General features: G+C 63.1%; 17 protein-coding genes. 6 read left to right on the top strand and 11 right to left on the bottom strand.

The window, feature by feature from the left end; genetic code table 11:
• Positions 1-10: 10 nt before the first annotated feature.
• From E2583_RS08090 to fumC, 3 genes are all read right to left on the bottom strand, one after another.
• A complete protein-coding gene (locus tag E2583_RS08090) occupies positions 11-1,681 on the bottom strand; it encodes a SulP family inorganic anion transporter (protein ID WP_291594735.1) in 1,671 nt (556 codons plus the stop codon).
• Between the two features lies 1 nt (position 1,682).
• On the bottom strand, positions 1,683-2,321 hold the full coding sequence (locus E2583_RS08085; protein WP_291594734.1) for a ParB-like protein: 639 nt from the start codon (positions 2,319-2,321) through the stop codon (positions 1,683-1,685).
• Between the two features lie 99 nt (positions 2,322-2,420).
• A complete protein-coding gene (gene fumC, locus E2583_RS08080; RefSeq protein ID WP_291594733.1) occupies positions 2,421-3,812 on the bottom strand; it encodes a class II fumarate hydratase in 1,392 nt (463 codons plus the stop codon).
• Positions 3,813-4,094: 282 nt separating this feature from the next.
• On the opposite strand from fumC, the gene E2583_RS08075 reads away from it, so the two are divergent.
• The 6 genes from E2583_RS08075 to E2583_RS08050 all read left to right on the top strand — a co-directional run bounded on the left by E2583_RS08075 (position 4,095) and on the right by E2583_RS08050 (position 11,145).
• The gene (locus E2583_RS08075) at positions 4,095-6,242 is read left to right on the top strand and encodes a bifunctional diguanylate cyclase/phosphodiesterase (protein ID WP_291595028.1); all 2,148 of its coding nucleotides are present in this window, start codon (positions 4,095-4,097) and stop codon (positions 6,240-6,242) included.
• 135 nt (positions 6,243-6,377) lie between these two features.
• Positions 6,378-7,931 (top strand): fumarate hydratase, encoded by a 1,554-nt coding sequence (locus E2583_RS08070; protein ID WP_291594731.1) that lies wholly within the window; start codon positions 6,378-6,380, stop codon positions 7,929-7,931.
• A 158-nt stretch (positions 7,932-8,089) separates the two neighbouring features.
• Positions 8,090-8,590: a GNAT family N-acetyltransferase gene (locus E2583_RS08065; RefSeq protein WP_291595025.1), complete on the top strand. Its 501-nt coding sequence runs from the start codon at positions 8,090-8,092 to the stop codon at positions 8,588-8,590.
• A 316-nt stretch (positions 8,591-8,906) separates the two neighbouring features.
• Entirely contained in the window at positions 8,907-9,626 is a 720-nt protein-coding gene (locus E2583_RS08060) for a hypothetical protein (protein WP_291594729.1), read from the top strand.
• A 208-nt stretch (positions 9,627-9,834) separates the two neighbouring features.
• Positions 9,835-10,419 (top strand): hypothetical protein, encoded by a 585-nt coding sequence (locus E2583_RS08055; RefSeq protein WP_291594727.1) that lies wholly within the window; start codon positions 9,835-9,837, stop codon positions 10,417-10,419.
• Positions 10,420-10,497: 78 nt separating this feature from the next.
• Entirely contained in the window at positions 10,498-11,145 is a 648-nt protein-coding gene (locus tag E2583_RS08050) for a DUF938 domain-containing protein (protein ID WP_291594726.1), read from the top strand.
• 104 nt (positions 11,146-11,249) lie between these two features.
• Here E2583_RS08050 and E2583_RS08045 read toward each other — a convergent pair whose 3' ends face one another.
• The 8 genes from E2583_RS08045 to E2583_RS08010 form a co-directional block, all read right to left on the bottom strand.
• On the bottom strand, positions 11,250-12,122 hold the full coding sequence (locus E2583_RS08045) for a TIGR00730 family Rossman fold protein (RefSeq protein ID WP_291594724.1): 873 nt from the start codon (positions 12,120-12,122) through the stop codon (positions 11,250-11,252).
• A 217-nt stretch (positions 12,123-12,339) separates the two neighbouring features.
• The gene (gene crcB, locus E2583_RS08040; RefSeq protein WP_291594722.1) at positions 12,340-12,717 is read right to left on the bottom strand and encodes a fluoride efflux transporter CrcB; all 378 of its coding nucleotides are present in this window, start codon (positions 12,715-12,717) and stop codon (positions 12,340-12,342) included.
• Positions 12,718-12,770: 53 nt separating this feature from the next.
• Complete coding sequence (mnhG, locus tag E2583_RS08035) at positions 12,771-13,199, bottom strand: monovalent cation/H(+) antiporter subunit G (RefSeq protein WP_291594720.1); 429 nt, start codon at positions 13,197-13,199, stop codon at positions 12,771-12,773.
• Positions 13,196-13,474, bottom strand: coding sequence for a K+/H+ antiporter subunit F (locus tag E2583_RS08030; protein WP_003057255.1), 279 nt, complete (start codon positions 13,472-13,474; stop codon positions 13,196-13,198). The genes mnhG and E2583_RS08030 overlap by 4 nt, the downstream gene beginning before the upstream one ends.
• Entirely contained in the window at positions 13,471-13,971 is a 501-nt protein-coding gene (locus tag E2583_RS08025; protein WP_291594713.1) for a Na+/H+ antiporter subunit E, read from the bottom strand. Before E2583_RS08025 ends, E2583_RS08030 begins: the two co-directional genes overlap by 4 nt.
• Positions 13,968-15,800: a monovalent cation/H+ antiporter subunit D gene (locus tag E2583_RS08020; RefSeq protein ID WP_291594711.1), complete on the bottom strand. Its 1,833-nt coding sequence runs from the start codon at positions 15,798-15,800 to the stop codon at positions 13,968-13,970. Before E2583_RS08020 ends, E2583_RS08025 begins: the two co-directional genes overlap by 4 nt.
• Positions 15,797-16,162 (bottom strand): Na+/H+ antiporter subunit C, encoded by a 366-nt coding sequence (locus E2583_RS08015; RefSeq protein WP_003057261.1) that lies wholly within the window; start codon positions 16,160-16,162, stop codon positions 15,797-15,799. The genes E2583_RS08020 and E2583_RS08015 overlap by 4 nt, the downstream gene beginning before the upstream one ends.
• Positions 16,162-19,137 (bottom strand): monovalent cation/H+ antiporter subunit A, encoded by a 2,976-nt coding sequence (locus tag E2583_RS08010; protein WP_291594700.1) that lies wholly within the window; start codon positions 19,135-19,137, stop codon positions 16,162-16,164. Before E2583_RS08010 ends, E2583_RS08015 begins: the two co-directional genes overlap by 1 nt.
• Between the last annotated feature and the right edge of the window lie 27 nt (positions 19,138-19,164).

The following is a 19,164-nucleotide window of genomic DNA, read 5'->3' as shown; positions in this document are numbered from 1 at the left end:
AGCTCGGGACCTAGGACTTTGCGGGCACGGCTTTCGAAGACCGGACCGAATCTTCGATCCCCTGCACCGCATCATCCACACTCCAGGCGGCGTAGGCATGCGGCCCCAGGCCCGGGATCTGCGCACGTTGCAGCAGCTCCCGCACTCCATCCTTGACGCGCGCGAGTCGCAGCTGAACGCCCTTCTGTGCCAGCTGCCTGGCAAGCTCGCTCAGGGCCTCGATACTGGTGCTATCCAGATCCGGAGACTCCTCAAGACTGAGTATCAGCGCCCTCAGACCAGGAACGCGCCCCGCGCGGGCGCCGATGTCGGCCATGACGGCATCGGCATTGCCAAAGAACAAGCGCTCCTCGGGACGCACGATCAGCACATCGGGTACCGCCGAGGCCTCGGGATGCCGTTGTCTGTCCACAAAATCATGGCCATGCGCCAGCTGCCCCAGCTCGCTGACTTTTGCCTGTGCCATGCGCTTGAGCAGCAGGGCAATGCTGAGCACCATGGACAGGAGCAATCCATCCAGCACCCCCAGCAGGATGACGGCGGCAAAGGCAGTGACCACCAGGGCCCGGTCACGGCGCCAGACAAAATACGGTCTCAATCCGCTCCCGTTGAGCGAATGACCTACCGCGTGCATGACGATGGCGGCCAGCATGGGTTCGGGAATGCGCTCCATCCAGGGAAGCAACTGCCACACCAGCAGCGCAACGACGGCACAGGCAATGAGCCCTGCAGCCCGGCTCCTGGCTCCCGCCGCCTCATTGGCCGAACTGGCTGAAAAGCCGGCTCCGACGGGCAGGCCCTGAAACAGGGCCGAAGCCATGTTCGCCCCCCCCAGGGCCAGCAGGTCGCGATTGGCGGAAACCGCATCTCCGTGGCGCAATGCCAGGGAGCGGATGGAACTGTAGGACTCGGCATACAGAATCAGGGCCAGCGCCACGGCCAGCTGTCCGGCGCGCAGCCAGTCGGGCCAGGCCAGGTCGGGCAGGGTCAGATGCACGCCCCCGAGCTCCAGCGCCCCGACCGAAGGTATCCCCCAGCGCCGGCCATATCCCCAGACATCAAGCGCAATACCGGCCACGATTACCAGCAGCGCCGCCGGCATGGCCCGCCATCGGCCCAGCAGATGCAGCGTCAGCAAGGCCAGCACCAGCATGGCCAGCCCACGGAAGTTCCAGTCCGGCAGCATGGCCAGCAGCTCCCAGGCGAAATGGAAAAAGTCGCTGCGCTGCGGATGCACTCCGATCGCCAGCGGCAGCTGCTTGAGCACGATGGTCAATGCCAGACCCATGGCAAAGCCGCGCAGGACGGGCTTGGCGATGAACTGGGAGATGGCACCCAGCCGCATCAGCCCGGCCAGTACAAAGATGATGCCCGCCACCAACACCATACCTATGCCCATGGCGGTGCGATGCTCGGCCGGAACATGCAGCACCGAACTGCTGGCGGCCAACAGCACTGCCGCCGAAGAGGAGGTCGCAGATACGACCGCAAAGCGGCTGCTTCCGGCCAGTCCGTAGACGAGCAGCCCGGCGAACAAGGCCACCACCCCGGCCTGCGGCGGTGCGCCGGCCAGACCGGCGTAAGCCACTGCTTCCGGAAGCAGCAGTCCCGCAATGGACAGGCCAGCCACCCAGTCGGCGCGAACCGGAGCAGCAAGCAAGCCTCTGAGCGTTTGAGCCATGTTATCTGTGCAGCGAACTGGAGACTCCGGACCAGCCGGGCAGGAACTGCGCCTTGACGCTACGGGCGAGAGCGACAGCCTCCACGACCGCGGACTCGGGCAGACCCCGGCCTCCGTTGCTGCGCAGATCAGCCTTGCGAAACAGAGGCCGGTAGAAATCAGCCCAGAGGAACTCGGCATAGGGCGAGGCATCCTTGGCATAGCCACCCGCCTTGCGCACCTCCCCCGCCAGGCTGCGATAAGGGTCGTCCCTGAGCTGGCTCAGTTGCGGGGGGATCTGCGAATATTCGCATCGCCGCCCCTTCTCGTCATAAGGGTGCGCCCAGTGATGGAACTCCATGACGCGCCAGAACATCTCCACGCCCTGTTCGCTCAGATCGGCCAGCTGCATGACCCAGACGTTCTTGACCGATTCATGCAGCAAGGCCTGCCCCAGGTGATGGTGATCCACGATAAAAAACCGTCCCTGCGGCCCTTTCACTGCAGGAAACCAGTGACTGAGCAACAGTTGGTCTCGTGCCTTGGATTTGAGCTGGGCCCACTGTGAGCGTTTGAGCGCCACTTCGGCAGCGCCGACCGTCATCTGCGTGGGCCTGAGATCCGCCACCGAAACCTTCTCCAGGTGCTGCTGTGCGGGCATGCTGACTCCAGTCATCAACGATGCCGCATTGTGTGCAAACCCTGGGCAAAAAGAAAAGAGCCCGACATGCGGGCTCCCCCTGCTCCGGCCTGAACCCTCTTACAGATTGCCGACCATCTGCTCCGGCACGACCCACATATCAAACTGCTCGGCCGTCACGTGGCCGCTGGCGATCGCCGCATCACGCAGGCTGCTGCCTTCCCTGTGCGCCTTCTTGGCGATATAGGCCGCCTTGTCGTAACCGATATGCGTGTTGAGCGCCGTCACCAGCATCAGCGAACGCCCCACCAGCTCCTCGATACGTGCGCGATTGGGCTCGATGCCCACGGCGCAGTGATCGTTGAAACTGACCATGCCATCGGCCAGCAGGCGGACGCTTTGCAGGAAGTTGTGCGCCACCATGGGGCGGAACACATTGAGCTCGAAGTTGCCCGAGGCTCCGCCGAAGTTGATGGCCACATCGTTGCCGAACACCTGGGCGCACAGCATGGTCACGGCTTCGGACTGCGTGGGATTGACCTTGCCCGGCATGATGGACGAACCCGGCTCGTTCTCGGGGATCGAGATCTCGCCCAGGCCGCTGCGCGGACCGGATGCCAGCCAGCGCACATCGTTGGCAATTTTCATCAGGCTGGCAGCCACTGTCTTGAGAGCGCCATGGGCATGAACCAGGGCATCGCAGCTCGCCAGCGACTCGAATTTGTTGGGTGAGGTGACAAACGGGAAGCCCGTCAGCCTGGCCAGCTCCGCCGCCACGCCTTCGGCATACCCCTTGGGGGCATTCAACCCCGTACCCACGGCCGTCCCCCCAAGGGCCAGCTCGTGCAGATGCGGCAATGCGGCACGCACATGGGCTTCACCATGGGCCAGCTGGGCCACCCAGCCGGATATCTCCTGGCCCAGCGTCAGCGGCGTGGCATCCTGCAGATGCGTACGACCGATCTTGACGATATCGGCAAAGGCTTCGCTCTTGGCCAGCAGGGTGACACGCAGCCTGGCGATGGCGGGCAGCAGCTTGTGCTGGATGGCGGTCACGGCCGCCACATGCATGGCCGTGGGATAGACATCGTTGCTGGACTGGCTCTTGTTGACATCGTCGTTCGGGTGCACCAGCCGGGCTTCTCCGCGCTCGCCGCCCATCAGCTCGCTGGCCCGGTTGGCCAGCACTTCGTTGACGTTCATATTGGTCTGCGTGCCCGAACCGGTCTGCCAGACCACCAGAGGGAACTCATCAGGGTGCTTGCCCGCGAGCACCTCATCGGCGGCCGCATTGATGGCTCTGGTTTTCTTCTCGTCCAGCAGACCCAGCGCATGGTTGACGCTGGCGGAGGCCTTTTTGACCTGCGCCAGCGCCGCAATGATCTCGCGCGGCTGCTGCTCGCCGCTGATGTCAAAATTCTGCAGCGAACGCTGCGTCTGCGCGCCCCACAGCCTGTGGGCGGGTACATCGATCAGGCCAAACGTGTCTTTTTCCTGGCGGGTGACTGTCATGGAATCGCTCCTTGCATACAACTCGGCGCAGCTGGCTGAAGATGTGGCTGCCGTCGGCCGCAAACGGAAGTCCGCCCACCGTCAGGCAGGCGACCTCCACAACCGGCCCATGCTAGCGCACCCCGTCAGGCGGCAAGCACAACGGGGGGCAACACCCCTGCGCCGGCAAGGCCAGAAATACAAAGTTACATTAAATCAATATCGGACAAAGAATCCGAACGGCCTTGCTGGACCGCCACATCAATGTTCACTGATCTTTCCACCCCTGTCGCCAACACCTTCATGTCATCAAGCTACAGCGCGACGATGGTGTGTGTCTCCATCGTCATCGCGGTGTGTGCCTCCTTCGTGACGCTGGGTCTGGCTCGTCGCATGCGCATGGCTTCGGGCAGGATCGGACGTATCTGGTGGGCCATTGGCGCCATGGTGATGGGCACGGGGGTCTGGGCCATGCACTTCATCGGGATGCAGGCGTTTGAGCTGCCCATCACCCTCGGCTATAGCGGCGCGCTGACGCTGGCCTCCTGGGTTGCGGCCGTCGCGGCCTCGGCGCTGGCCTTCGGCGTGGCGACCAGGCCCGAATGCCGCTGGCCTCATTTGCTGGGCGCTTCGCTGCTCATGGGAGGCGGCATCTGCGCCATGCACTACCTGGGCATGCTCGCCATCGAGATGTCCATTCCGATCGTCTGGGACTGGCCTCTGGTGACGGCATCCGCTCTGATCGCGGTACTGGCCTCTGCCACGGCGCTGAATCTGTTTCGCGCACTGTTCTCGCTCTCCGGCAAGCGGCTGTGGCTGTTCCAGACGCTGGCGGCACTGGTCATGGGCTTTGCCATCTGTGGCATGCACTACACCGGAATGTCGGCCGCCAGCTTTGCCAGCGGTTCCGTCTGCCTCAGTGCGGAAGCGCTGAGCGGTCCGGAGCTGACCACCATCATCATCATCACCACGGTCATGCTGTTGATTGCCGCGCTGTTCAGCACCCTGCTCGATGCGCGCCTGCAAAGCACGGCCTTCAAGCTCAACCAGTCACTGCAGGAAACCAACGCCAAACTGCAACAGGCCAACACGGAGCTGCGCCAACGCGCCTTTGCCGATCCGCTGACCAATCTGCCCAACCGGCTGCTGTTTGAAGACCGGCTCATCCACGCCCTTCTGCGCCTGGAGCGCGCCAACCGTTCGCGAATCAAGGAGCGGCTGGGCATTCTGTTCGTGGATCTGGACGGATTCAAACCCATCAACGACTCCTTTGGCCATGCCGCAGGCGATCAGATCCTCATCAGCGCGGCAGAGCGGCTGATGGCGGAGGCCCGCAGCAGCGATACCGTGGCCCGGGTGGGCGGCGACGAGTTCCTGGTGTTGCTGGAGGACACCCAGGACGTGGCCGCCTGCATGGCAGTGGCCAACCGCATTCTCAACGCCCTTGCCCAGCCTTTCAGACTTGGCAACAAGGAACTGCAGATCACCTGTTCCATCGGCATCGTGGCCTATCCCGACCATGGAGACCGCGACCACCTGATTGCCAATGCCGATGCCGCCATGTATGCCGCCAAGCGAAATGGCGGCAACGGCTTTGCCGTGTTCGAGCCGCATATGGGCAGCGATGCCTCCGAGCAGCTGGAACTGCAAAACGACCTGCGCCACGCCATTCAGCGCGGCCAGATGGAACTGCATTACCAGCCCAAGATCGACAGCGAGCGCGGCAACATCATCGGGGTCGAGGCCCTGCTGCGCTGGGTCCACCCCGAACGCGGCATGATTGCGCCCGATATCTTCATCCCGCTGGCCGAGCGCTTCGGCATCATCAACAGCCTGGGCAACTGGGTGATCGAGGAAGCCTGCCGCCAACTGGCCCTGTGGCGCAACATGGGGCTGCAGATGCGGGTGGCGATCAATCTTTCCGTGCACCAGCTGCGCGAAAGCGGTCTGGCGGAGCGCATCACCCAGACGCTGCAACGACACGATGTACAGGCCAGCCAGCTGCTGTGCGAGATCACCGAGTCCGTGGCCATGGAGGACACCCAGGCCACTCAGCGCGCGATCGAGGAACTGCGCGACATCGGCATCTTTCTGTCGATCGACGACTTCGGCACGGGCTACTCCAGCCTCAACTATCTGCGCCAGCTGCCGGCCCAGCAGCTGAAGATCGACCGCAGCTTCATTCGAGACCTCGAAACCGAGGAGGATGCCCGCGCCGTGGTCCATGCCGTCGTGCGCCTGGCGCATGCGCTGGGACTGCGCGTGGTGGCAGAAGGTGTGGAGACCGCAGGTCAGCGGGACATTCTGATCGACATGCAATGCGATGAGCTTCAGGGCTACTTCTACGCGCGCCCCATGCCCGCAGACAGCCTGCTGGCCTGGGCCAGAGGCGATCAGCACGCAGGCCAGGCCGACTTCTCGGCATCCATCCTCGGAGTGCTGACCGGCTGAGCAACGCGTCGCCCCCGCAAGTCATATATAAGACTGGTGGGTTATGGCTGCAAGATTTGTCGTCTGGGCCGATAATCGACGGGTTTACCGTGCGCGCCCCACGCGTACAGATTGCAACCCCCGAGAAGCTTCACGATGACCACCTCCATCCGCCAGCAGGACCTGATCGATTCGATCGCAGGTGCCCTCCAGTACATCAGCTACTACCACACGCCGGATTTCATCCAGCATCTGGCCCGCGCCTATGAGCGTGAGCAAAGCCCTGCGGCCAAGGATGCGATGGCTCAGATCCTGACCAACTCCAAGATGAGCGCCACCGGCCAGCGCCCCATCTGCCAGGACACCGGCATCGTCAACGTGTTCCTGAAGGTGGGCATGGACGTCAAGTGGGAAGGCTTCACCATGGGCCTGGAAGACGCCATCAACGAAGGCGTGCGCCGCGGCTACAACCACCCCGACAACACGCTGCGTGCCTCGGTGGTGGCCGACCCTCATTTCAAGCGCAAGAACACAAAAGACAACACCCCCGCCGTGATCAATGTGCAGATCGTGCCTGGCGACAAGGTGGACGTGACCGTTGCCGCCAAGGGCGGCGGCTCCGAGAACAAGTCCAAGATGATCATGATGAACCCCAGCGACGACCTGGTCGACTGGGTGCTCAAGACCGTTCCCACCATGGGCGCGGGCTGGTGCCCCCCCGGCATGCTGGGCATCGGCATCGGCGGCACGGCCGAGAAGGCTGTGCTGCTGGCCAAGGAAAGCCTGATGGAAGACCTGAACATGTACGAGCTGCAGCAGAAGGCTGCCAGCGGTGCAGAGCTCGACGACGTGGAAAAGCTGCGCCTGGAGCTGTTCGAGAAGATCAACGCACTGGGCATCGGCGCCCAGGGCCTGGGCGGCCTGACCACGGTCCTGGACGTCAAGATCAATATGTATCCCACACACGCCGCATCCAAACCCGTGGCGATGATCCCCAACTGCGCCGCCACCCGCCACGCCCACTTCGTGATGGACGGTTCCGGCCCCGTGTACCTGGACCCCCCATCGCTGGACACCTGGCCCAAGATCGACTGGGCGCCGGACTACAACAAGTCCAAGCGCGTGGACCTGAATACGCTGACCAAGGAAGAAGTGGCGAGCTGGAAGCCCGGCGACACCCTCTTGCTCAACGGCAAGATGCTGACCGGCCGCGACGCGGCCCACAAGCGCATCCAGGACATGCTGGCCAAAGGCGAAAAGCTGCCCGTGGACTTCACCAACCGCGTGATCTACTACGTCGGCCCCGTGGACCCCGTGCGCGACGAAGTGGTTGGCCCTGCCGGCCCCACCACCGCTACCCGCATGGACAAGTTCACCGAGATGATGCTGTCGCAGACCGGCCTGATCTCGATGATCGGCAAGTCCGAGCGCGGCCCGGTCGCCATCGATGCCATCAAGAAGCACAAGAGTGCTTACCTGATGGCCGTGGGCGGCGCCGCCTACCTGGTTTCCAAGGCCATCAAGCAGGCCAAGGTGGTGGGCTTTGAAGACCTGGGCATGGAAGCCATCTATGAATTCGACGTGGTCGACATGCCTGTGACCGTGGCCGTGGATGCCGGCGGCACCAGCGCCCACATCACCGGCCCTGCCATCTGGAAGGAAAAGATCGCGACCGGGGAATTCAAGGGCATTGAAGTGGCCGGCGTGTAATCCCCCGTCAGGCCCTGCCTTGAAGAACCGCCTTCGGGCGGTTTTTTCATGCCCGATCGCCTGGACAGCGGCTGCAGCAGGGCCATGGGCCATTTCCCCGGCTCTTTCTCTGTGTGCGGCATAGTCGAGGCAAAATTTTTGTGAACCCATTCCAAGCCATGCAAATCCGAGCAGAACTCCCCGCCGATGCCCAGGCCATCGAGCAGGTGACGATCCAGGCCTTCAAGGACGCACCGCATTCCGACCACACCGAGCAGTTCATCGTGCGTGCACTGCGTGCGGCCGGGGCTCTTGCCTTGTCTCTGGTCGCGGAGATCGATGGACAGATCGTCGGGCATGTCGCCGTCTCCACCGTCACCATCAGCGATGGCAGCAAAGACTGGTTTGGCCTGGGCCCGCTCTCCGTCCTCCCTGAGAAGCAGCAACAAGGCATAGGCAGCGCCTTGATGCAGGCGGCCATCGGCACCCTGCGGACGCAGTACGCGCAAGGATGCGTGCTGCTCGGCGAGCCGTATTACTATCGGCGCTTCGGCTTCCGGGCGGTGCCAAGCCTGGTGCTCCCGGGAGTGCCTGCCGGCTACTTTCAGGCACTGTCTTTCGCAGGCTCGACACCACAAGGAGAAGTGAGCTATCACCGCGCTTTCGATGCCCGAGGCTGAGACGCGCACTCCAGTCAGCCGGCCGGCTCGGCGTCGTTGCCGGCCGACAGCGTGCATCCACGATGCATCCTGGATGAAACAGACCCCACGCACCGTGGTGTCTGCACGCATCGTGGAAGCAGGTATCGGGGCCTCGCCAGCCCCTACGGACTGCAGGCTTCCTGACGACAGGCACGAACTGCTTTTCTTGGGAATCAACGCATCTTGGTAAATACGAGACACCGGTCACACGCATGCTATTTAAGATATGCGACAGAGTGGGTATTTGTCTGACACCGTCCGGAATGATTTGCAACGCAAGCACAAGGAGTTCAGCATGGGCCATGTCGCAGCAAAGAGGGTGAGCGGTGCGCTGGTGGCGCTCTCGGGCTTTGCTTTCGCACAGACTCAGCAGCCACCGGCTGCGCCCAAGCCTGCGCCCTCTGCGGCGACCCCGGTACTGGCCCCACAGGGGGTGTATGCGCAGATCGACACCAGACTGGGGCAGGAGGCTCTTCGCCTGCTGTCGCAGGGTACGCCTCAGCAGCAGCAAGCCGTGCTGGAGCGCGTACGCGCCGCGCCCGAGCGCTTCCAGCCCCCGGTTTTCTATGTGCTGTCGCAAACGTTGTTCAAGGCCGGCCAGCGCGATGAAGCCGCATTCTGGTTCTACGCCGGCCAGCTGCGTGCCCGCTTCGACGCCAATCGCTGCACGGACGTCACCGCCCGGCAGGCGGTCGATGTGATGAATCAGAGCTATGGAGCCCCCATCAACCGCCACCTCTTTCAGGATCTGGACAAGGCGCTGGATCTGATCACCAAGGTGGTGGACTGGGATCGCCGCACGCCCCACGCCTACGACCCGCACTGGATCAATCTGCACGGCATGCAGGCGGTACAGGCCTCACGGGACCCGCAACTCGCCGCCAGGCTGACACTGGAATCGCTGAGCCTGCCGGCCTCCCAGTGGCCGGCCCTCGCCGAGCAGACGCGCACCAAATATCTGCAGGGTTACCAGGAAGCCATCAGCCAGCTCAAAGCCGATCCCAGATCCAGGTGAAGCACCCTCGATCAAGCCCGGAACAACCGCAAAAAATGCATGGAGCCTCACGCACGAACAGAGCGAGGCTACATTTTTTTGAATAATCTTGCGGCAAGACTTCCATGCCGTCTGATGGCATTCCCTGGCGGCGCGAGCCCTGTTTGTTCTACGATGACCCAGACCTCTGCACCCCGGGATGCGGCGATGCCGCTCGAAAGGAGTCCTGATGCACAAGCTCTTTGCGCTGTCCACCGCCACCACCCTCGTCGCCTTGCTGACCGCCTGTCTGGTGCCCGAACGATTCGCCGCCAGCGTGGACGTGCAGGCCGATGGCAGCTACAGCTACCGCTTTGACGGTACGGTGGTGAATGCCATGGCCGTGATGAAGCTCAGAAAGCAGGGCGTGCTGAGCGAGAAAGACCACCAGGGGCTGGCGGCGCAGGCGCAGCAACTGAGCCGCGACCCGGAGGTCAGGAAAGCCGTGTACACCGGCAATGCCCGCTATGCGCTGGAGATTGCCGGCCAGCGCAAACCCGGCGAAGGTCTGCGATTGCTGGACCTGTTCACCGTGCAGACCGACAGGAACGGCGTGATGACGATTGCCGCCAAGCCGCTCAAGGACAAGGAAAAGAGAGACTTCGCGCAACTGGGCATCACCATGAACGGAATCCTGAAGGTCAGCCTGCCCCGCAATGCCGAGGTGCTCTCGCAAAACGCCAGCTCCACGCCCACGCTGGGCCTCGGGGCGTACAGCTGGAAAGTCGGCGGCCTGGACGTGCGCCCCGAGATCCGGCTGCGCTTCAAGCCGTGAAGGCCGTGGCTCTGCGGGGACTTGCCATTCCAGGAGAAGATGCCTGAGCGATTTCCCGTATCTGCCCGCCAAGTCCTCATGATCCCGAACTCTGCATCGACATCCCGGCAACTGCCTTTTTCCCAGGCCTGCGAGAACAACCAGGCCGCCATTTTCGAGGTGCTGCAATCCGCCTTCCTGCACTGCCGGCATGTGCTGGAGATAGGCTCCGGTACCGGACAGCACAGCGTGTACTTCGCGCCACGCCTGCCGCAGCTGGTCTGGCAGACCAGCGACCTGGCCGACAGCCACCCGGGCATCCTGGCATGGCATGCCGCACATGGCGCGCCCAATCTGCGTGCACCGCTAAAGTTCGACCTGGCGACCGATGCCTGGCCCGCAAACGCGGATTCCTCCGGCTTCGATGCCGTCTTCACCAGCAACACCTGCCATATCATGGCCTGGCCGCTGGTACAGCGCATGTTCGGTCTGGTGGGCTCAGCGCTTCCCGAAAGCGGGGTGTTTGCCCTCTACGGGCCATTCAACGATGGAGGCCGTTTCACCAGCGACAGCAACCGCACCTTCGACGCCTGGCTGCGCCAGCGTGATGCGCGCAGCGGCCTGCGCGACTTTGAAGCCATCGTGGCGCTGGCCAGGCTGCACGGCCTGCAACTGGTGCTTGATCAGGCCATGCCGGCCAACAACCGCACACTGGTGTTTCGCAAGACCCTGCGGGAATCGGCCTGAAAACAGGCTTGGAGGCCCGCGCACGGATGGTGCAGGCTATTTTCCTGGGATGCCCATGAGACAAGCTGCCCGCGGGCAGCTTGTCTGTACGGCTGCGGCCGGCATCAGTTCCAGCCGCTCTGATAGAACTGCTGGATGAAGGACCAGGCCTCGGCCGGATCGTCGGTGTAGCGGAACAGGTTCAGATCCTTGGCGGAAATGGTGCCCTCCTCCACCAGCACATCGAAGTTCAGCACGCGCTTCCAGAATTCCGTGCCGAACAGGATCACGGGCACGGGCTTGCTCTTGTGGGTCTGCACCAGCGTCAGCACTTCAAACAGCTCGTCCATGGTGCCGAAGCCACCCGGGAAGGCCACCAGCGCCTTGGCGCGCATCATGAAATGCATTTTGCGCAGCGCAAAGTAGTGGAACTTGAAGCTCAGCCCGGGCGTGATGTAGGGGTTGCCATGCTGCTCATGCGGCAGATAGATGTTCAGCCCCACATTGGGTGCACCCGCATCATGCGCGCCGCGGTTGGCCGCTTCCATGATGCCGGGGCCACCGCCCGTGCAGATGTAGAAGCGCTCGCTGGGCGGTTGCTTCATGCCTTCGGTCGCCACGATGCGTGCAAAAGCGCGGGCCGCCTCATAGCGCTCGGCGTTGCGCATGCCGCGCTCGGCCAGCGCCATGCGCTGGGTATCGCCGCTGGCCTTGGCTTGCGCAAGCTGCTCGCGCGCCAGCTCCATGTCGACAAAGCGTGCACTGCCGTAGACCACCACCGTGTGCTCGATGCCACGCTCGATCTGGGTCAGATCGGGCTTGAGCATTTCCAGCTGCATGCGGATGCCACGCGTTTCGCGGCGGAACATGAATTCCGGATCGGCGAATGCGAGACGGTTGGATTGAGGCTCCAGCTCTTTGCCGTTGTGGGCCTGGTTGTGCAGCTCGGCCCAGGCATTGGCCAGATCGGTATCGGACAGGGGAGAAGAAATTTGCATGGACCCTCGGTTCTTAGAATGCTGAGCAGTGCGGGCTACTGCTATCCCTAAAGATTTCGTAGCACTGACCACCCATCCGTCAAATACTTCAAGATCAAATGCATCTGTAATGCATATGATGCTTGCACTATACGCTCACAAAGCTATAGCCCATGAGAGTATTTCGCCTCTAAACGCTGAAGCAGTTTGCCGCAATAGTGCCAAATGGTCTGCCAGCTTAACGATTGAACCCGATGCTCCAGCTGAGCATGCCCATGTAGGTCATGAACAGGGAGCCGACCAGGTGCACGCCGGCCCAGCCCAGGGCTGCAGCCAGACGCTGCTGCTGCAAAAGGCCGATGACCTCGGCCGAATAGCTGGAAAACGTGGTCAGGGCGCCCAGGAAACCCGTGATGATGGCCAGTTTCCAGGCCGGATCCAGCTGGGGCATGGCCTGGAACAGCGCGATGAAGATACCGATCAGATAGCCGCCGATCAGATTGGCCGCCAGGGTGCCCCAGGGAAGGCTGGCACCTGCGCTGAGCCACAGTCCCAGCCCCCAGCGCGACAGGGCGCCAAGGCAGGCACCGGTGCAGATGGCGAAAATATTGAGCATGGCTGCCAATCTAGCGCATGTGGGCGATCCCAAAAGGCTCGGGAAGCAGAATGTCAGCCTTTGTTCGCCACGGGCTTTTCAACGGCATCAGCGGCCTCTTCTTCGTCCAGGGGCTCGTTGCGTACCAGGTTGCTGAGCGTGGGCGGCACGCTCTCTCCTGCGCGGCGGGAGCGGAACAGCGCCGCGCGCATCAGGAAGATGGTGGTGATGGGCACGGTCACGGCAATGAAGATGGCGATCAGCACCGAGTGCATGACAAAACCCTGGCCGCTGACGGAAAAGTAGATCCAGGTGGCATGCATGATGAGCCAGCAGCCCATGGTGGCGATGATGGACGGCGCATGCACGCGTTCGAAATAGCTCTTGAGCCTCAGCAGGCCCACGGAGCCCATGAGCGCAATCAGGGAGCCGCCGAACACCAGCGCCGCCACCAGAATCTGGGCCCACAGCGGCAGATCCACGCCAATGACCTCGGTACTCATTCGATCACCTCGCCGCGCAGCAGGAACTTGGCCATGGCCGTCGAGCCCACACAGCCGAACAGGGCCACCAGCAGGGCCGCCTCGAAGTAGTTGGTGCTGTCATACAGAATGCCCATGACCAGCATGGCCAGCATGCCGTTCAGATACATGCAGTCCAGCGCCAGCACGCGGTCCTGCGCATGCGGCCCCTTGAGCAGGCGCAGCACCGAGCAGCCCATGGCCGCCAGCAGCATGACCAGGGATGCCATCAGCACCCAGTAAAACCAGGGGTTCATTCGAAAATCTCCATCAGCAGGCTTTCGTAGCGGGACTTCACGAAGTCGGCCAGCTTCCTGGCATCTTCCACCTCCAGTGCATGCAGCAGCAGCATGGAGCGGTCACGCGAAATCTCGGCCCAGGACGTGCCGGGCGTGAGGCAGACGATCATGGCCAGCACCGCCAGCCCGTTGGGGTCGCGCAGCTCCAGCGGGATCGGCACAAAGGCCGCAGGGTGCTTGCGCATGCGCGGAAACAGGAGAAAACGCACCACGTTGAAGTTGGAAATCGACGTGTCGCACACCACCCGAAATGCCAGCTTGAGAATGCTCAGCGGATGGCTGACCCTCACCGGCAAGGGGCGCAGGCCGCGCAGGAGCACGGGGATCAACAGACCCAGGATCAGGCCCAGCAGGATCTGGCCGGCGCCGACCGAGCGGTTGAGCAGCAGCCACAGCACCAGCAGCGCGATCGACAGCAGCGGTGCCGGGAAGATGGATTTCATGACGGTCTTCATGGGCGGCTGTCCTCCTTCTGGGCCGAAGCCGTGGTCCGGGTCGCGGTGCCGCCCTCGGCTACACGCTCGTCACCGATGCCGGGCAGTAGCTCGGCCTGCATTTCCAGCGCGGCCGCGCGCGCTGCTGCCTCGGGGCCAGCCGCCTCCTGAGCCTTCTTTTCCCGGGGCGCCGGAACCGGGGCCAGGCCCATGACAGTACGCACATAGACATCGGGCGAATGCAGTGCATTGGCCGCACGCTGGGTATAACGCATCACATCATCGGCCTTGACCGTCAGCGCCATGCAGCACAGCAGCAGTGCAGCGATGGGCAGGCCTTCTGCCACCTTGAGCGACGGAGCGCTCTGCTCCGGGTTGGCCCAGAAATGCCGGATGCCGGCGCGCGTGAGCGCAATCAGCGCCATCAGACCCGTGATGATGAGCAGCGCCACCATGCTCCAGCCCAGCGGGCCCGCCTTCAGGCCACTGGAGGTTCCCATGCCCAGCGGGTTGAGCAGACTGGTCAGCATGGCGAATTTGCCGACAAAGCCCGAGAGCGGCGGCAAGCCCGAGATCAGCAGCGTACAGGCCAGAAAGCTCAGACCCAGAAAGGCGGCGGCTGCCGGGAAGGCCCGGCCGATCATGAGCTCTTCCTCATCGTCGAGGTTGAAACCCTCGGTCGGCAGCAGTTCGGCATTCAGGAACGGCGCTTCATCATCCTCGTAGGGCTCGCCCGCATCGTCATCCACACGCCAGCGATCCACGACATCGGCGATCAGGAACAGGGAGGCCACGGCCAGCGTGGAGCCCGGCAGGTAGTACAGCAGACCGGCCGTCAGCAGGTTCTGCCCGAAGCCCGTCGCGGCCAGCAGGGTGCCGGACGAAAGAATGGCCGCAAAGCCCGCCAGATGGGTCAGCCGCTGAGAGCCCAGCAGACCGATGGCACCGAAAGCCATGGTCAGCATGCCGCCCACGATCAGCCAGGTGCTGCCAAACAGCGCAGAGGCCCCGGCTTCCGAGCTGAACAGCAAGGTCCACAGACGCAAGATGACATAGACCCCCACCTTGGTCATCAGCGCGAACAGGGCCCCCACGGGCGCAGTCGCCGCACTGTAGCCTGGCACCAGCCAGAAGTTCAGCGGCCACAGTGCCGCCTTGATCAGAAAGGCCGTGCCCAGCACGCCTGCCGCCGCATGCAGCAGGCCGCGATCGGCATCCTGCACCAGCGGAATGGCTCGGGCCAGATCGGCCATATTGAGCGTGCCGGTAATGCCATAGAGCATGGACACGCCGATCAGGAACAGCGACGACGCTGCCAGATTGATGGCGATATAGTGAAGACCGGCCTGAATGCGCGTGCTGCCCGAGCCATGCAGCAACAACCCGTAAGAGGCTGCGAGCATGATCTCGAAGAACACGAACAGATTGAACAGGTCTGCCGTGATGAAGGCGCCGCTGAGCCCCATCAGCTGCAGCTGGAACAGCGGGTGGAAGTGCACGCCGGCCTTGTGCCAGCGCGCGGCGGAAAACACCAGCGCGGCCAGTGCCACGACATAGGTGACCAGCAGCATCAGGGCGGTGAGCCGGTCCAGTGCCAGCGCAATGCCAAATGGCGCAGGCCAGTTGCCGGGCATGTAGACCGACATGGTGACGGCCGATCCAGCCTGATTGGTCCAGCTCAGCAGCATGACCACGATCGCCAGGCTGATCGTGGTGGAGAGGATGTTCATGCCCAGCTTCAGCCGCTGGCGCTCCTCCCGCAAAAAAAGCATCAGCGCTGCCGTCAGCATGGGCAGCATGATCGGCGCCAGCATCAGGTGCGGCATCAGTCGCTCGATCCAGCCGCTCATAGCATTTCCTGTTCGGTGCGCGAATGGGCACCATCCACATGGTCATTGCCGGAAGCGCCACGCGATGCCAGCAGCACGACCAGGAACAGTGCCGTCATGGCAAAGCCGATGACGATGGCGGTCAACACCAGCGCCTGCGGCATGGGGTCGGCATAGTGCGACAAATCGGTAGGGACACCGTTTTGCAGCACCGGCACCTTGTTGATCGAGAGACCCTGACGCCCCATAGAGAAGATGAACAGGTTGACGGCATACGACAGCAGCGCCAGCCCCATGATGACCTGGTAGCTGCGCGGACGCAGCAGCAGCCAGACCCCCGAGCCAGTGAGCACACCGATGGCAATGGCCAGAACGATTTCCATTACATACCTCCCCTTGCCAGGGCTGCGGCCGTGGCCGCCTGCACCTCGGCCTCGGCCTTTTTGGCCTCTTGTTCCTGCTCTTCCAGCAAACGCGCATGGAAACGGTGTCCGCGCACCGACTGGTGGGCAATCGCCGTCAAGATCAGCATGGTGGAGCCCACCACCAGCGCAAACACGCCGATATCGAAGAAGGTGGCACTTGCGAAATGCACATGACCCACCAGGGGCAGCGAAAAGTCGAAGCTGTGGCTGGTCAGGAAGGGGTAGCCCACGGCCACCGAGCCCAGGCCCGTGCCCAGCGCAAACAACAGCCCTGCAGCAATCCAGCGGCGCGGATACAGCGGCAAATGCGCTTCCACCCAATGCGTGCCCGAGATGATGTACTGCATCAGCAAGGCGACCGAGAACACCAGCCCGGCCACGAAACCGCCACCCGGCTGGTTGTGGCCGCGCACGAAGATGTAGGCCGCCACCAGTGTCGCAAACGGCAGCAGCAGCCGCACCAGCACGGCAGGCACCATGAGATAGCCCACCGCCGTATCGCTGGCATTGCGGGGGTTGAGCAAGTCGGTCTGCAGGTCGCCGGGCACATAGCGCTGCTGTTCCGGAATATCCATGGCCTCGCGCGCAGGACGGAAGCGGCGCAGCAGCGCATAGATGACGACGGCCACGATGCCCAGCACCACGATCTCGCCGAAGGTGTCGAAACCACGGAAGTCCACCAGCGTCACATTGACCACATTGGTGCCTCCGCCGCCGCCCAGCGCGTTTTCGAGGAAAAAGGTGGAGGTGCTCTCGTAGAAAGGCCGGCTCATCATGGCAAAGGCCAGCCAGGCCATGCCGCCTCCGGCAATCAGCGACAGCACCAGATCGCGAAGGCGGCGAGCCTTGGCCCTCGCATCGGCGTTGTCGGCGGTGCGCATGTTCTTGTCCCGCTTGGGCAGCCAGCGCAGCCCCAGCAGTATCAGCACCGTGGTGGCAACTTCCACCACCAGCTGTGTCAGCGCCAGGTCGGGCGCCGAGAACCAGAGGAAGGTCAGCACCGTGCAAAGCCCCGTGCCGCCCAGCATGATCAGTGCGGTCATCCGGTGGTACTTGGCTTTCCAGGCCGTTCCCAGCGCGCACAGGCAGCCGATCGCCCACAGCAGCACAAAGGCCGAAGACACCGGCAAGGTGCCGCGGTCACCGAGCTTCATGCCCCATAGCCACAGCGGCAGGGCCGCCGCGACCAGGGCGACGCAGACCAGCCACAGCATCTGCCACTGCAGGCGGCGCGTGGACAGATTGCGGCGCCCCGCCCGGCCCAGCCAGGTGATGCGGGCCAGCAGGTTCTCGAAGATCCGGCGACCGCTGACACGGCCCAGCACAGGCGTGGTGTCGAAGTGCCCGACCGTGCGCTGCCAGCGCAGCATGGTGTAGAGCACGATACCGCCGGCCAGCGCCACCAGACTCATGATGAGCGGCATGTTCCAGCCATGCCAGATGGCCAGGCTGTACTCCGGCAGGTCGCCACCCACGACAGGCGTCGCGGCGACCGCGAGAAATCCCCCCACCGCCCAGGCCGGGAAGATGCCGACGATCAGGCAGGCCAGCACCAGCAGCTCCACCGGCACACGCATCCAGTGCGGCGGCTCGTGGGGCTCGTGAGGGAGGTCGTCGGCCTTGGGACCGAAGAATACATCGAAGGTGAAGCGCAGCGAATAGGCCACGCTGAACATGCCGGCCACCGTCGCCGCCACCGGCAGCACGGTCTTGACCCAGGGCGCTGCATCCAGATAGACGGTCTCGGCAAAGAACATTTCCTTGGAGATGAATCCGTTGAGCAGCGGCACGCCGGCCATGGCGGCACTGGCCACGCAGGCCAGCGTGGCCGTGATCGGCATCATGAAGCGCAGACCCGACAGTCGCCGGATGTCACGCGTTCCACTTTCGTGATCCACGATACCTGCCGCCATGAACAGCGACGCCTTGAAGGTCGCATGGTTCATGATGTGAAAAACTGCGGCCACGGCGGCCAGCTTGCTGTTCAGACCCAGCAGCAAGGTGATCAGCCCCAGGTGCGAGATCGTCGAGTACGCCAGCAAACCCTTGAGATCATGCTGGAACATCGCGCAATAGCCGCCGATCAGCAGCGTCATGGCGCCGGCCCCGCCAACCAGCCAGAACCATGCATCGGTGTCCGCCAGCACCGGCCACAGCCGCGCCAGCAGAAACACGCCGGCCTTGACCATGGTGGCCGAGTGCAGATAGGCCGACACGGGCGTCGGCGCCGCCATGGCATTGGGAAGCCAGAACTGGAATGGAAATTGAGCGCTTTTGGTGAGCGCACCGAGCAAAATCAGCACCAATGCCAGAAGATAGAGGTGACTATCGCGAATCTGCTGGCCTGCAGCCAGCACATTGTCGAGGTCATAGCTGCCCACGATATGACCCAGTACCAGCATGCCTACCAGCATGGCCAGCCCGCCCGTGCCCGTGACCGTCAAGGCCATGCGCGCACCGCGGCGCGCATCCTTGCGGTGATACCAGTAGCCGATCAGCAGGAATGAAAAAAGACTGGTCAGCTCCCAGAAGAACACCAGCTGAATGATGTTTCCCGAGAGCACCACCCCCGCCATGGCCCCCATGAAGGCCAGAAAAAACGAGAAAAAGCGGGGAACCGGATCGGCAGGTGACATGTAGTAGCGCGCATAGAGCACCACCAGGGCCCCGATGCCGAAGACCAGCATGGAGAACAGCCAGGCAAATCCGTCCATGCGAATCACCAGGTTCAGGCCCAGCGCCGGCAGCCAGGACACCTCTTGCCTGAGCACCGCGCCATCGGCCATTTCCGGGAACAGCATCCCTACCTGAATCGCGCATATCAGCGCGATGACACCTGCAAGTGTGGATTCCGTATTGCGCGCATTTGCAGGCAATAAGGCAGCGAGAAGGCTGCCTGCAAAAGGTAGGAGGATGAGGTAGATCAAGGGCATGGGCGGATCATTCTAGAGGTTGACTTT

Origin of the sequence: Comamonas sp., assembly GCF_009360615.1 — a bacterium.
Lineage (GTDB): Bacteria > Pseudomonadota > Gammaproteobacteria > Burkholderiales > Burkholderiaceae_C > Comamonas.
The sequence above is the reverse complement of the archived record's forward strand: the minus strand, read 5'-3'. Positions and strand labels throughout refer to the sequence as shown.

Coding starts and splice junctions, on each gene's coding strand:
- E2583_RS08090 (WP_291594735.1), bottom strand. CDS start 1,681: ATGGCTCAAACGCTCAGAGGCTTGCTTGCTGCTCCGGTTCGCGCCGAC.
- E2583_RS08085 (WP_291594734.1), bottom strand. CDS start 2,321: ATGCCCGCACAGCAGCACCTGGAGAAGGTTTCGGTGGCGGATCTCAGG.
- fumC (WP_291594733.1), bottom strand. CDS start 3,812: ATGACAGTCACCCGCCAGGAAAAAGACACGTTTGGCCTGATCGATGTA.
- E2583_RS08075 (WP_291595028.1), top strand. CDS start 4,095: ATGTCATCAAGCTACAGCGCGACGATGGTGTGTGTCTCCATCGTCATC.
- E2583_RS08070 (WP_291594731.1), top strand. CDS start 6,378: ATGACCACCTCCATCCGCCAGCAGGACCTGATCGATTCGATCGCAGGT.
- E2583_RS08065 (WP_291595025.1), top strand. CDS start 8,090: ATGCAAATCCGAGCAGAACTCCCCGCCGATGCCCAGGCCATCGAGCAG.
- E2583_RS08060 (WP_291594729.1), top strand. CDS start 8,907: ATGGGCCATGTCGCAGCAAAGAGGGTGAGCGGTGCGCTGGTGGCGCTC.
- E2583_RS08055 (WP_291594727.1), top strand. CDS start 9,835: ATGCACAAGCTCTTTGCGCTGTCCACCGCCACCACCCTCGTCGCCTTG.
- E2583_RS08050 (WP_291594726.1), top strand. CDS start 10,498: ATGATCCCGAACTCTGCATCGACATCCCGGCAACTGCCTTTTTCCCAG.
- E2583_RS08045 (WP_291594724.1), bottom strand. CDS start 12,122: ATGCAAATTTCTTCTCCCCTGTCCGATACCGATCTGGCCAATGCCTGG.
- crcB (WP_291594722.1), bottom strand. CDS start 12,717: ATGCTCAATATTTTCGCCATCTGCACCGGTGCCTGCCTTGGCGCCCTG.
- mnhG (WP_291594720.1), bottom strand. CDS start 13,199: ATGAGTACCGAGGTCATTGGCGTGGATCTGCCGCTGTGGGCCCAGATT.
- E2583_RS08030 (WP_003057255.1), bottom strand. CDS start 13,474: ATGAACCCCTGGTTTTACTGGGTGCTGATGGCATCCCTGGTCATGCTG.
- E2583_RS08025 (WP_291594713.1), bottom strand. CDS start 13,971: ATGAAGACCGTCATGAAATCCATCTTCCCGGCACCGCTGCTGTCGATC.
- E2583_RS08020 (WP_291594711.1), bottom strand. CDS start 15,800: ATGAGCGGCTGGATCGAGCGACTGATGCCGCACCTGATGCTGGCGCCG.
- E2583_RS08015 (WP_003057261.1), bottom strand. CDS start 16,162: ATGGAAATCGTTCTGGCCATTGCCATCGGTGTGCTCACTGGCTCGGGG.
- E2583_RS08010 (WP_291594700.1), bottom strand. CDS start 19,137: ATGCCCTTGATCTACCTCATCCTCCTACCTTTTGCAGGCAGCCTTCTC.